The 13,028-nt window shown below is 61.3% G+C and carries 13 protein-coding genes; 12 read left to right on the forward strand and 1 reads right to left on the reverse strand.

What is annotated here, in order from left to right; genetic code table 11:
* Nucleotides 1–6 precede the first annotated feature (6 nt).
* The 5 genes from HUK73_RS03875 to HUK73_RS03895 all read left to right on the forward strand — a co-directional run bounded on the left by HUK73_RS03875 (nucleotide 7) and on the right by HUK73_RS03895 (nucleotide 2,872).
* On the forward strand, nucleotides 7–231 hold the full coding sequence (locus HUK73_RS03875; protein ID WP_176590720.1) for a hypothetical protein: 225 nt from the start codon (nucleotides 7–9) through the stop codon (nucleotides 229–231).
* 334 nt (nucleotides 232–565) lie between these two features.
* Nucleotides 566–1,507, forward strand: a complete 942-nt coding sequence (locus HUK73_RS03880; RefSeq protein WP_176590721.1) for an ArdC family protein — start codon at nucleotides 566–568, stop codon at nucleotides 1,505–1,507.
* A complete protein-coding gene (locus HUK73_RS03885; RefSeq protein ID WP_176590722.1) occupies nucleotides 1,504–1,938 on the forward strand; it encodes a DUF2958 domain-containing protein in 435 nt (144 codons plus the stop codon). The genes HUK73_RS03880 and HUK73_RS03885 overlap by 4 nt, the downstream gene beginning before the upstream one ends.
* Before the next feature lie 86 nt (nucleotides 1,939–2,024).
* A complete protein-coding gene (locus HUK73_RS03890) occupies nucleotides 2,025–2,336 on the forward strand; it encodes a hypothetical protein (RefSeq protein ID WP_176590723.1) in 312 nt (103 codons plus the stop codon).
* Between the two features lie 320 nt (nucleotides 2,337–2,656).
* Nucleotides 2,657–2,872, forward strand: a complete 216-nt coding sequence (locus tag HUK73_RS03895) for a hypothetical protein (protein ID WP_176590724.1) — start codon at nucleotides 2,657–2,659, stop codon at nucleotides 2,870–2,872.
* 106 nt (nucleotides 2,873–2,978) lie between these two features.
* On the opposite strand, the gene HUK73_RS03900 is transcribed toward HUK73_RS03895, so the two are convergent.
* Nucleotides 2,979–3,218 (reverse strand): hypothetical protein, encoded by a 240-nt coding sequence (locus HUK73_RS03900; RefSeq protein ID WP_176590725.1) that lies wholly within the window; start codon nucleotides 3,216–3,218, stop codon nucleotides 2,979–2,981.
* A 497-nt stretch (nucleotides 3,219–3,715) separates the two neighbouring features.
* On the opposite strand from HUK73_RS03900, the gene HUK73_RS03905 reads away from it, so the two are divergent.
* From HUK73_RS03905 to HUK73_RS03935, 7 genes are all read left to right on the forward strand, one after another.
* Nucleotides 3,716–4,018: a hypothetical protein gene (locus HUK73_RS03905; protein ID WP_176590726.1), complete on the forward strand. Its 303-nt coding sequence runs from the start codon at nucleotides 3,716–3,718 to the stop codon at nucleotides 4,016–4,018.
* On the forward strand, nucleotides 4,015–6,054 hold the full coding sequence (locus HUK73_RS03910; protein WP_176590727.1) for a type IV secretion system DNA-binding domain-containing protein: 2,040 nt from the start codon (nucleotides 4,015–4,017) through the stop codon (nucleotides 6,052–6,054). The genes HUK73_RS03905 and HUK73_RS03910 overlap by 4 nt, the downstream gene beginning before the upstream one ends.
* Nucleotides 6,051–9,023: a MobF family relaxase gene (mobF, locus tag HUK73_RS03915; RefSeq protein ID WP_176590728.1), complete on the forward strand. Its 2,973-nt coding sequence runs from the start codon at nucleotides 6,051–6,053 to the stop codon at nucleotides 9,021–9,023. Before HUK73_RS03910 ends, mobF begins: the two co-directional genes overlap by 4 nt.
* A gap of 94 nt (nucleotides 9,024–9,117) precedes the next feature.
* Nucleotides 9,118–9,561 carry a lytic transglycosylase domain-containing protein gene (locus tag HUK73_RS03920; protein ID WP_369805429.1) on the forward strand — a complete coding sequence of 148 codons (444 nt, stop codon included), beginning with the start codon at nucleotides 9,118–9,120 and terminating at the stop codon, nucleotides 9,559–9,561.
* A complete protein-coding gene (locus HUK73_RS03925; RefSeq protein WP_176590730.1) occupies nucleotides 9,558–9,776 on the forward strand; it encodes an AlpA family transcriptional regulator in 219 nt (72 codons plus the stop codon). Before HUK73_RS03920 ends, HUK73_RS03925 begins: the two co-directional genes overlap by 4 nt.
* 324 nt (nucleotides 9,777–10,100) lie before the next feature.
* Nucleotides 10,101–11,072 (forward strand): glycoside hydrolase family 75 protein, encoded by a 972-nt coding sequence (locus tag HUK73_RS03930; RefSeq protein ID WP_176590731.1) that lies wholly within the window; start codon nucleotides 10,101–10,103, stop codon nucleotides 11,070–11,072.
* A 38-nt stretch (nucleotides 11,073–11,110) separates the two neighbouring features.
* Nucleotides 11,111–12,946, forward strand: a complete 1,836-nt coding sequence (locus tag HUK73_RS03935) for a hypothetical protein (protein ID WP_176590732.1) — start codon at nucleotides 11,111–11,113, stop codon at nucleotides 12,944–12,946.
* The last annotated feature ends 82 nt before the right edge of the window (nucleotides 12,947–13,028 follow it).

Below are 13,028 nucleotides of genomic sequence, written 5' to 3' on the forward strand. Positions count from 1 at the left end.
CAGTCCATGCCTGTCCGCAGACCCGAAGGCACGATGGCCGACCGCTACCGCATCGGCCTTGCCACCCTCAATTATCTACCCCGCATCGTCTATTATCTCCATGTCCGGGATGACTTCACTTTTCCTGAGATCGCGTTCCGGCTGGGAACCTCCGTCTGGGAAGTCGAGGACCATTTCGCCGCCGCCCTCGCGCATCTCGACAGGGCCGTTCATCGCGAAGGCGAGGGGTGAGGCGGGCACCTCGCGCCGGGCGGCATCGCCATTGGGTTGGTGTCCACCATGGAAATGCGGTGCGCTGCGAAGGGCAGCGCGAAGAGTTGGCCAGCGGCCACCGCGCGGGGCGCGGTGAAGTCTTTCGGGTTTGACCGGCCTGCGGCGCGGCGGAGGTGGGCGTCGCTGCCCTATAGGCCCACCGCGGCGAGCCGCAAGTCGGGGCTGCGCCCCAACTCCTCCACTTCGTTGCGGCCCTTCGGGTGCTGCCCGCCTCATGCGGTGGGCCTGCCGGTTCGCTCCTGCCGCCCACCCCCGCCACTCCGGCGGCCGGTGCGCGAAGGGAGTAAGGAAAATGGGATATCATGACAAAGATCATCATACCGGTTCCACCCTCTACAGCGAGGTGACGGACCGGATCATTGCAGAACTGGAGGCGGGAACCCTGCCTTGGGTCAAGCCTTGGGATGACGGCAGGGCGCCGCTCGGCCTTCCCCGCAACGCCGGAACCGATCGGCGCTACTCAGGCATCAACATTCTCATATTGTGGCACACCCTTTTCGAGCGTGGCTATCATTCGCAGCGCTGGCTGACCTATCGTCAGGCGGTCGCCATGGGGGGCCATGTCCGCAAGGGAGAGCAGGGCACAACCGTCTGCTATGCCGACAAGTTCACACCGAAAAATGGCGATGATGCCCGCGAGCCGGATGGCGATAACCCCCGGCAGATTGCTTTCCTCAAGCGCTTCACGATCTTCAATGTCGACCAATGCGAGGGGCTTCCCGACGATTCGACAGACAGGATCACCACCCATAATGAAGCGGTTCTGATCCCCCGCGCCGAGGCCCTGATCGCGGCGACCGGCGCGGAAATCAGGATTGGCGGCAGCGATGCCTATTACGCCCCCGCGACCGATCACATCTGCGTGCCACCGCCCGAAGTCTATTATGAGCCGATAAACTGGTACCGGACAGTTCTGCATGAGCTCGGTCATTTTTCGGGCCACCCCAAGCGCCTCGACCGCCTCCCAAAGACCGGATTTGGCTCGCCCGACTATGCGAGGGAGGAGCTATGTGCCGAATTAATCAGCGCTTTTTTATGCGCCGAATTGGGGATCGCCCCGACCGTGCGGCATAGCGATTATCTGGGGGCGTGGCTGGGGGTCCTCAGAGAAGATTCCCGTGCCATCTTCCGCGCCGCCAGTCTGGCCAGCAAGGCCGCCGACTATCTGCTCGGCTTCCTTCCGGCACCCGATCAGGGGGAGGATGGGATAGCCACCGAAGGGAGGCTGGCATGATCCTCCTTGAACCCCAGCATATCGCGGCCCTTGAAGCGAACACCGCCGCACGGCGCGCAGCGCAGGCAGAGGGGAGAAGGGAACTGGACCCGGCCCCGCTGGTCAAATTCTTCAACCCCATGGGCGCGGCGACGTGGCTTGTAACGGAGCTTTGCGAGGATGGCGATTCCATGTTCGGACTCGCGGACCTTGGCTTTGGTTGTCCTGAACTGGGCTATTTCAGCCTGATGGAGATTGCGGCCATCCGACTTCCTTTCGGTCTCAGGATCGAGCGGGACATCGCGTTCAACAGCCTGACGCCGATCTCCGTCTGGTCCGATTGGTCGCGGCGCACAGGGTCTATCATCACGGCGCAAGCGAAACTGGCCCAAGCGCCCCATCCGCTACCACCCGGCTTTGATCCCGACATGATCGGCAAGGGTGGCCGGTAGCGATGATCTGAAATCCCAACGACGAAATCGGGGTCGCATCCGCGATCCCGATTTCTCCCCCAATAATCCCAGCATCGGAATCTGACATGACCCAAAATTCCATTGGCGCCGACGCCCATCGCGAGAACCCACTTTCGACTATCCGGGCGCAGCTTGAACGCGCCGCCGCCGAGGCGCAGCGCGGCTGCGGCCTCTCTTATGATCTCTATGTCCGGCGCTTCAACGCCGCAGCCGAACCCATTCTGAACGCGGTTGATCCCGATTTACGGAGCGAGGCCGCCGCGATTGCTGCCGCGCTCGGATATGGTGATGACGAGGCGGATGCCGACTATGGGCCGGGCATCTGTTCGCTCACCGGCATCGATGAATATTGCTGTCCTTGCGGGCGACATCCTTGAAAGAGGGGCCACCGGTCCGGCTCGCTCGCGTGTCGCGCGGCCCGGCCGGTCCGCGCGGCGCTACGCCTCGACCGGCCCCGGCCAACATCCAAACTCTCTCACAGACTTCCCATTGTGCCAGACCGCCTTCACCCGCCTCAAGGATCGGTGGTCCCCCCAATTTAGCCGCCGCCGCCGCTACGCTTCGCGCGGCAGCGGCGGCAACTAAATCGGTTCCCCCACCGCCCGCTGCGCGGTCACCGGCTGCGCCGGCGCTCCTTGACCCGTGCTCGCCGGCCCGACGCGAGGCCTCCCGTCTTTTCGACATGAAGGAGGCTCCCATGCAGACGAACGCCGCTTACAACCACAGCGCCTTTCTTGCCGCACTCCAAACCGCCCACCGTCGAGCGGCATGCAGCTATTACGATCAGCATGTCCTGGAGGATGGCGAGCAGGGCTATGTCGCCATCGACGAGGGGGATTATACCGAGCTGCCCCCGATGCTCATCGAGCGGATCGTCCACACCGTACCGGGCGCGCTCATCGACGAACTCTGATCCTAAGGGGAGGGCCAGCACGGCCCTCCGGCCCTTCCCGGTTCGAGACACGATCATGGGGGCATCGAACCCCCATGATCGTCATGGCGAGGGGAACGTCTCGACTTCAGGATGGTCGGGGCGGCAGCGCCTTGAGGGCCTGAAGCGAGGCCGTGGACCCGGCCTTGATCGCGAGGCTTATGAGGTCCCGAAAATCCCGCTCGGTCAGCAACTCCACCTCCAGTTCGGAGATGATGGCCGCATATTTGCCGCGCAGCGCGACGCGGGTCTGCTCTATCTCCTCGGCGATCTTGCGCTTGCGCTGCTCCAGTTCAGCTAGTCGTTCGCGGTCCGTCAATTTGGGCATGATGACACCTTCTACTCAGGAAGGTCGGTCCGCCACTCACGATGGTAGCAGGGGCGTCGGACGCGGCAAGAAGGATCGCGGCCAGAATGGCGGCTTTTGCCGATCAGGCGGGGAAGGGGCGGGCGTGAGGATGGGGCTTGCCTCTCACGAAGGGACCCGCGCCTTCCGGCACGAGGTCGGCGCAGCGGACAAGCGCGCTGCGAAGAGGGGACGCACGCCCTTGGGCGTTTGTAATGCACCGTACGCACGGGTGCTGCGGGCCTGAAACTCCAGCTTTTCCGCGGCTTTTCGCTGGCACAAGTTGGCAGCCATTTTGGCACAGGTCGGCAGCCGGCGGCAGCCATCAGCTGAGCGGGGAACGGCTAAGTCGCTGATCTGGCTTGGCACTTTGTGGCTGCCACCGGCAGTTTTCATAAACTATTGAGTTTGCGGCATAATTAGGCTATCAGGGCTGTGCTTCATCACTGTTTTCGCGTGTCGGATAAGGAGTCCGGCACGTGGCACGTATTACAATCCGAATAGATGACGACCTCTATGCGCGCCTTGTCAGGCAGGCGCGCGGCGCTGGCGTGGGTACGGCGAGTTATTGTCGCGACATATTGGACAGGTTCGATGGCGCGGACCCGACCGGTTATCACGCCCGCTTCGACGAACTCCATGCGACGGTCATTCAGGCCTTCGCCATTCTCGCGACATCGGTCGGTGAGCGTTCGCCCGAACTCCTCCAGAAGGGGCTGGTCGAGGCACGCCGTCTCCTCCGCGACAGGGGATTGCTCGAAGCCGGGGAGGACCGGCCATGAGTATCTTCCGCCATGATACGCTCGGTTCCTGGACCAGGGGCGGGCAGGCCATCGTTCACAATGTGCGGATGACGACGCAGGTCTTCTACCAGACGTGCCTTGCAGGGTTCGTCATCTGGATCGGCGGCATCATCTGGTATGCCTGTGAGGCGTCCACCGATTATGAACGGTTCGTCCTTCTGAAGATCGGGCAGGCGACGATCATGGGGGACGCGGTCCCCGGCAATGTCACGCCGATCCTCTTCAGGACGCCCGATGGGCAACAATATTGGACGAACCCCAAGGCTCTCATCGAGTCGGGCATCGCCCATAAAACGCTCGGTGCCTTCGAGACCTATCTGATCCACGGGGCGCTTATCTCCGGCGCCTTCGCCCTCCTCATGCTTTTCTGGGCCTGGTTCTACTTCACCCGGACGGGGAGGGGGCTGGGCTCCAACCAGTTCCTGCGCGGGGCGCGGTTCGGCACGGTCCGCCAGGTCCGCCGCGCGCTCTGGCGGCATGCCAAGGGTAGCTTCGATATCGGCGGCGTGAATGTGCCGGACATCTTCGAGCCGGAACATATTCTCATCTGCGGGGCCCCCGGGACGGGGAAGACGAACCTCATCGTAAAGATGCTTGAAGGGATCCGGCAGCGCAGGCGGCGGGCGATCGTCTATGACACCGCCGGCACCTTTGTGGAGAAATTCTACCGGCCCGGGATCGATGTTCTGCTCAATCCGCTAGATGCCCGTTCCGACTGCTGGTCGCCCTGGGTCGATGTTCCGCGCGACTATCATTATGACCAGATCGCGGAGTCCACGATCCCGGACAAGGCAGGTGATCCCTTCTGGGCAAAGGCCGCGAGAGGAACGCTCGTCGCGGTGTTGCGCAAACTTGCCCGGCAAGAGCGGCCGCTCATTTCGGTCCTCCTCGATATCCTGCTGCGCTCGAAGCTCAAGGATCTCGCCACCTTCGTCGACGGGACGGAAGCCGCTGCCTTCATCAGCCCGGAAGGGGAGCGCACCTCGGCCGGTGTCCAGGCGGAACTCGCCTCGGTGATGCGCAGCTTTTCCTATCTTGACGACACTGCGGACGGGCTTTCCATCCGTGACTGGGTCGAGCACGAGAAGGACGACAGCTGGCTGTTCATCACCGTGAAGTCGGATCAGCTGCCATCGCTGCGGCCCCTCATAACAGTATGGCTCGACATCGCGATCAGTGCGATCATGAGCATGACGCCCGACCGCAACCGCCGCCTCTATTGCGTGGTCGACGAACTTCCTACGCTCCAGAAGCTACCTTCGCTATCGGACTTTCTTGCCCGTGCCCGGAAATATGGCGGCTGCGGTGTCCTCGGCTTCCAGAGCTATCCGCAGCTCGAGGCGACCTACGGTATTCAGGATGCCGCCGCCATCACCGGCTATTGTTCGACCTGGGTCGCACTGCGCGCCAACGACACGCCGACCGCGAAGCATGTCAGCGAGAATCTGGGTCAGGTCGAGCAGGTCGAGGCCAATGAGGGCATGTCTTACGGCGTCAACGACATGCGCGATGGGGTGAACCTTTCGCGCATGCAGGTGACCCGTCCGCTGGTGATGCACACGGAGGTGACGAACCTTCCCAATCTGGCTGGCTATCTGCGATTCGGAAGGAGCCTGCCGGTCGTTCGTTTCGAGGATCGGTTCAACAAGGTTGCCTCCATCGCCACCGCTTTCGAGGAACGAACAGCTCCACCCGTTAGGCTGGACGGAGGCGCGCCAACGCCAGCGAGTGCGCCGCCCGAGCCACCGCGATCTCCCCGGGCAGCCGCGCCGAAGGCGAAATCCCGCAAGCCACGAACCGCACCCGAGGGGGCGGAACTGCCACTCCTGCCGCGTCCCGAAGCACATTCCGGGAAGGACAACGATCAGGCAGAGCCGACGGCTCATCCAGCTGGCACCGGACCGGGCGAATCGCCCGCAGTCCCCCAGCTTGAACTCTTCGGCAAACCTGCCGGCTTCCGTCTCCGGCAGCATGGCCGGCGCAACGGCCACCGTAACTCAGCGAGGCCGGCATGATCCATCCCCGCCGCCTCAAAGGCACACCCGCCAATATCGCCCGCTACTATACGGTGGGCGACTATTATACGAAGGGCGCCGACGAACATAGCGAATGGGGTGGGGCCATCGCGCGAGACCTCGGTCTCGAAGGGAAGGTGGACGGTGGCATCTTCGCGGCGTTGCTGGAAGGGAAGGTCGCGGACCAGCAACTCGGCCGACATCGCGCCAACGGGGAAATCCAGCATCACCCCGGATGGGACTTTGCCGTGAACGCCCCCAAGTCGGTGTCGATCATGGCGCTCGTTGCCGGTGACCGGCGCATCATCGACGCTCATGAGCAGGCGGTGGGAACTGCCCTTTCCTGGATAGAAGAGCATGCCGCGACGAGGGCGCGCGTTAACGGCGAGATCACCGAGCGCACGACCGGACGCCTTCTCTTCGCGCGCTTCACCGAACATGCCTCGCGCGAACTCGACCCCCATCTCCATACCCATGTCGTGGTGATGAACCTCACCAATGAGGGGGTAGGGCAGCGATTCACCAGCCTTGAAACCAGGGCCATGTATGCCGAGCAGATGGTGGCTGGGCAGATCTATCGCAACGAGCTGGCGCATCTTCTGCGCGAGCGCGGCTACGGCGTGGAGTTCGATCCGCGAAAGGGGCTGTTCGAAATCAGGGGCGTGCCCCGTGACCTGATGGCGGACATGTCGCAGCGCGCGCAGCAGATCGAGGCCCACGCCAAAGAGCACGGCCTCACCGGACAGGCGGCTCGCCGCCTGTCCTTCTACGCTACCCGGGGGCCGAAGGAGAAAGTCTCGCTCGAGACCCTTCATGACCAGTGGCATGTCCGCCTCGGCAAACATGAGCAGGCGGTCGAAGAGACGCGACTGGCGGCGGAGAAGATCGGTGACCGGACGCTTGATGTTCCTACCCAGCTGGCGGCGCGCTCCATGCTGTTCGGTCTGCGGCAGTCAGAGGGAAGGGAGGCGGTCAATAATCTGGGCCGGCTGCTCCGGGTTGCCCTGGCGTCCCATGTCGGGGAGGTCCGCCTGAGCGACATTCGTCCCCTGGCACATGAGCATGAAGCGCGGCGAAAGCTCCTGGCGACCCGGCACCAGACAGGAGATGAAATCCACACCCAAGGCCGCACGACTCGCCGAACCGCGCGGCTGGAGCTTGCCTTCTCGGATCACCTTGCCCTGGCCATTGGTGACGCCAAGCCGCTCGCGACACAGGCGCGACTCGTCGAGCAGGCAAAGGCGCATGACCTCAATGCCGGGCAGCGCGCGGGCCTCCTGCATCTGGGGACCAGCGAGGATCGGGTGATCGGCGTGCATGGGGTCGCGGGATCGGGTAAGTCGACGCTGATTGCCTCCCTGAAGCACGCCGCCGGCCCGGACGTGATTCTGGTCGCCCTCGCTCCGACATCGTCAGCGGCGGCCGAACTGGGGAAGAAGGCGAAGATCGAATCGCGAACCGTCGCGAGTCTGATCGCCGGGGGTGGTCGTGGCCTTGATGACCAACACACGCTCGTGGTCGACGAGGCAGGGCAGTTGGGTAACCGGCAGGCGATCCGCCTGTTGGAAATAAGTCGGCTCACTGGTGCCCGCATCATTATGCTCGGTGACAATCGCCAGACCGGCGCCATCCAGCAGGGTAAGCCCTTTTGGCTGATGCAGCGTCTGGGACTTCCAACGGTGGAACTCACCGAGCCGGTCCGCCAGCGGAATGACGCCATGCTGGCCGCGGTAGCGCAGGCCCGTCTTGGCAATTACGCAGATTCGATCGGGCATCTCGACAAGATCGTGAGCGGCGCATCAAGCGACAAACTTGCGGCGGGGCTGGTGGAGGAATGGACGCGGCTGAGTTCTCGCAGCAGGGACCGCACGAACATCCTCGTCCTGGAAAATGCCACCCGGCTGATCGTCAACTCCAAGGTCCGTGAGGCTCTCAAGACGGAAGGGGCTATCGCCGCTGAAGATGCGCGGCTCTCGATATTGGCCCCGTCCGGCATGACCGATCAGGAGAAAAATTTCGCCCGCTTCTATGCTCGCGGACAGGTCGTGACCTTTGCCCGTGACAATGCCGGCCTCGGGATTGCCCGCGATGCCCCATATAAGGTCATGGGCCTGTCTCGCGACTCGCGCGGTCGGCAGAGGGTCAGCCTCTCCGACGAGAATGGAAGGACGATCCAGTGGGATCTGCGACTCGGGCGAGCGTCGCAGATCAACGTGTTCAGGGAGGAAGACCGCGTTCTCGCAGCTGGCGACCGGATTCAGTGGCGGCTGGTGAACCACGAACTTGGTCTGAAGAATGCCGAACGGGGAACGGTCGAGCGCCTTGAAGGGCCGATCGCTTCAATTCGTTGGGACCGCGACGGAAAGGTGCAGGAGGTCGACCTGTCCCAGCACCGGACCTGGGACCACGGCTATGCCGAGACCATTTATGCGGCTCAGTCGAAGACCTATGATCGGGTCTATGTCCTAGCGCCGGTCAATTCCCCGCTGGTCACCGGTCAGAATTATTACACAGCCATCACCCGCGCCCAATTTGGTGTGAAGCTCTGGACCGAGGACCCAGAGCGGCTCGCCGAGAAACTCACCCAGAAGTCTGGGGAAAAGACCTCCTCTCTGGAGGGGCTCGGGCGCCTTGACCGGAGTTCCATCAAGGGACGAGCAAGGCAGCATGGTGAGCGGCTGGAGAGGTTGCGCGAGCAGCAGCTTGGAGATCGCGAAGCCCGTAGGGCGCGGCTGGCAGCAGAGCGGGCGGAACGGACGGCCAAGGAACCGGACGGAATTGCAGCGCTCCTTGCGGGCAGGGCTCAATCGGCGGCGCGCTACCTGGATCAGTGGCTCGTAAACCTTCTTGAACGAAATCGGAGCGCTTCGGATCGCGATCCACAGCCAAGTCGATCGGAAGCAAAGGCACCGACACCCGAGCCGATTCGCAACGAAGTTCAGGACCGGGGAGGCTCCCATGATCGCTGATCGGCTTGGGACCCGCATCCCATTCCTGCTTTTGCTATGTTTGGTCCAACCTGCCCATGCGAGACCCCGGCTTCCGAGGGATCATGAAATTCGCGTGGGTCAGTGCATCCGGCAGGCCGCAGATGGCCGAACATGGTTGGTACGAACGCTCTGGGGGCTGCGGGACCAGGAGGCCGGATGGATCGGGGCTGAAATCCTCAACAGCAATGGCTCGCATGATCTGGGGCCACTCCAGGTCAACAGCTTCTGGATTCCCAAACTGGCCGTGATGGTCGACCGGCCGCCGGCTCAGGTGCGGACATGGCTCGCTCATGATCCATGCTTCAATGTGCAGGCGGCGAGGTGGATCTTTCTGTCGGCACTTTCGGCGACGCGCGACTATTGGAAGGCGGTCGGGGTCTATCATAGCCCAACCGACTGGCGGCGACGCCGCTACGCTCAAAGCGTGGCGGCCCATATGAAGATGCGGTTTGGCAGTACCATCTTCGCGGCCACCCAGACTGTGCGTGGTTCTTCAGGCGAGGGGGGCAGGCCATGAGAAAAGGTCCGTCCACTCCTCCGCCGACCCATTTCGTCACCGTGGAGGAGTTTGCATCGATGGCGCGAATCTCGCGAAGAACGCTCGATCGCTATCGCCAAAGCCGACCTGCGGGTTTCCCGACGGAATATGATGTCGGTTACGGGCAAATTCGCCGGCCGCGTTTTAAGCTTTCTGACGTGGAGCAATGGCTCGATTCCCGCGCGCTCTGGTGAGGACTCGCCTTCGCCGGTCCAGTCCGTTGGCTTGGAAGAGGGGCTCCTCCACATCTCGATTTCAGGATCGGCTGATTTCGATCGGTGCGATTTATTCGAATGACGCTGGATGGCTTCGTGCTTTTCCTACTGTGCGATCACGGCGTGAGATGATGCCGGAAACAAGCAACAGTGGGATTATGACGGCGAGCGTGACGGCAATCGCTTTTGAAACGAGTAAGGGTGTCTTGAGCCCCGGTGAAGATCATGTTCAAACTGTATTGTCACTGGTCGGCGCCGGTCTAAGATGAATTTGTGAATCGGTCTTTGGGGGAAGGATTCGAGATGAACATTTATCGCTGGGACACTGTACTCGTGACGGTCACCGCAACGCTGTTGCTCGCCGGCACACCGCTGCAGGCAACAGAATGCCCCTTAAAGACGGGTTTCACTTTCAACGAGACGGTCAAGGTTAAATCGAAGGCGGGGATCACGAAGAAGGCGCATCCCGTATCCGTCCAGATGGGGCCGGCAAGCAGTCTGGTCTATACGAACAAATTGCGTGTCAACACCGATGGATCGCCACGGAGTTACAACCAATATGGCCGTGATGCTCCGGGGGCTGTGCAAGCGTACAACAGGCTTTGCAATGCGCTCAGCGTGAAACTGAAATCCGGTGAAATCCTGTCCGCAGAAACACAACCAAACTGTCACTTCATCACGCAATATTATCAGCCTACGCGTGACAGTGGCTGGAAGATCTCTCCAGAATACACCATTAAATGGTATGCCATCGAACATGAAGATCCAAAGGATGGACGTTATCGTCCTTGTGTTCAGCAGAGCGGCCCTTTCAAAAATTTCTTCATTTCCACCACCGCGCTGCCAAATGTCTTGAATCAAAAATCCTGTAACGTGGCAAACTGGGTCGACTCCGACCAGATTCCTTATATCACTTTGCCGCCCGACGGTCGGTTCGATCAGGGAGGTAAAGCGATGGGGTCTTTGGCACTCGTTCGTGCAACGATTGCAGGTCAGCGGCGGACTGTCGTGGCGATCGTCGCTGATACAGGGAACAGCTTCGAACTGGGCGAGGGGTCGATCGCCCTCCATCGGCTACTGCGCGGAATGACGCCTGACTCTTTCGCCCCCTATCAGAGCTATGAAATCGGGAGCGCGGTCACCACCATCTTGTTTCCGGAGCTCAAGGCTGAACGCCCCTTCACAAATGAGGGGCTCCAGGCGCAGCGCGAGCACCTCGAGGCTTTGCTGGGTGATGCAGATACAGCGGAGAATTGTCTGACTGCGCGTCCGTGAGATCAGTCACCGATGCGCCCGTCATTTGAGGGGAAATAATGTCTTATTCGAGAATAGCGCTCATCCTGGCGCTTGGTGCACTAGGCCTGCCTGGTTATGCCTGCGCTCAGGGACAATATGGCGAGACCACATTGCGCAAGGGTCTTGCGGGGCGCGTCGTGGAACTCGGCTCTGCCGAGGGGATTCAGCCTTCCCGAGACGAGCAGGGTCGGATCAAGGCCGGCTATTATCGCCTTCGTTTCACGGGCGTCGGCCTCACCAATGTCGGCCAATGTCCTCGAAGCCAGTTCCCGTCCAATTCCGAATTCAAAAAATGGCGTAGCGCTGAGAGCGGTCTTTATAACAAGGTGTTTAGCAGCAAGGGGCTGTGGAGCATCACCGCGTCCATGACCCTCCTGAAGGACAATATCGAAAGGACTCCGAGGGAGATCCGTCTCATTCGGGTTGAAAATCCCGAAGAGAAAAGTTGCAACGTTGTCGTTGCTGGCTCGCAAGCGGGCGATGCAGCAGCCATGGAATCTCTGTCCTTCCCGATCCCCATCAGCAGCGAGAATAAGGTCTACAGCCAGTCCCTGAATGTGGTGCTTCGATCGGCCTATCATCTGGATCCCGATAAAAACAGGATCGATCAGGTTTGGAAGGGACTCAACCTTTTTGCCACTGCTGTGAGTGCCGGTCTCGGCCCCATCGTCGGTGCGGTAACGCCCAATGGAAAGACCGAAACGATCAAGGCATTGACGGAAAATGTCGAGACAGCAGTGCCAATTCTTTTTGATGGCGTGCCCGCATCGGGAAGCCGAGGCAACAAGGTCTTTGTCTACCTTGGCTTCCCGCCATTGCCCACAACGCCCCCGACGGCCATTCAGGGTGGCTATGTTATAGCGCTAGACTATCAGGCGACACTTTATCGTGAGGGCCAATTTTTCGACCCCGTACACCCTATCACATCTGACGAAGTGTTGGCGGCGACGCCGATTCCTGGGGCTGGAGGCGGTGGAAGCGGTCTGCGTACTATAAGCGCTGCTCTTGATACCAACATGCTGCAGACCCTGCTGAAGGCAGCTGATGTTTCGGCATTTGATAGCGCATGCTTGGTAGCCCGACCCGCCCTGCGCCAGTTGGACCTTTCCGACGTCGATGCTGATTTGTATCTTTGGGCTATGGCCAGGCAATCGCCGCAGCCGGGCGTTTCGGGCAATATTGACAAGCTGACATGCTTCGGCTCCGTGGCCCGTGCCAATTTGGCAAGAGCGGGCGTGACGATCGAGGACCGGGTCCCGCAGATTAGCGTTGCGAATCTCAAGGACATGCATGACGCGATGACTATGCTTGGCTTCATCGCCCAGTCGCCAGTGCCCGCGTCAGGCGAATCATATCCCTCGGCGGTGCTCGATCCCTTTGCTGAGCAGATCAAGATCGTGGTGGCGGACGATGCTACCCGCGCCTGGGTTGGCTTGCCTGGCGTGGTACAGAACCTGTCGCGTCAAGACGCTCTGAAATTGCTTGCGAGTAAATTCTCCCGGATCGGTTGCTATGCGCCAAGGGCCGGACGCGACGACCTCATGTTGCCACTCCGCCCGGAATTCGCCCCGCTCCCAGCCAATGGTCGGGCCAGCGCCGCCCTTATCCTTTCCGATGAAGACAAGCCGCGTCCCTACATTGCGTCGCTCGGATTTGATCCCGTGCCGAAAGGCTCCCGCGCTAAAATTTCGATCATTCAGATAAGCCAGCGCGGTCTCGATGCTGACGCGGTGACCAAGGAACTCACAGAGAATCGCCGTCCCGTCAGTTGTTCCGAGAGCTGGATGGACGAAGCGTTCGTCGGTGTGAGCCAGTCAGGGAGTCAGGGTGGCGCATTGAGGGCGGGGCGATGACCGGTCGCGGCATGGCGATTGAAGCGTGACGTAGCTATGGCTCAGCGGGAGAGTGAGATACCGCGCTTGGGTTGGTCTGTTG

The sequence above is a fragment of the Sphingobium sp. EM0848 genome (assembly GCF_013375555.1).
GTDB lineage: Bacteria > Pseudomonadota > Alphaproteobacteria > Sphingomonadales > Sphingomonadaceae > Sphingobium.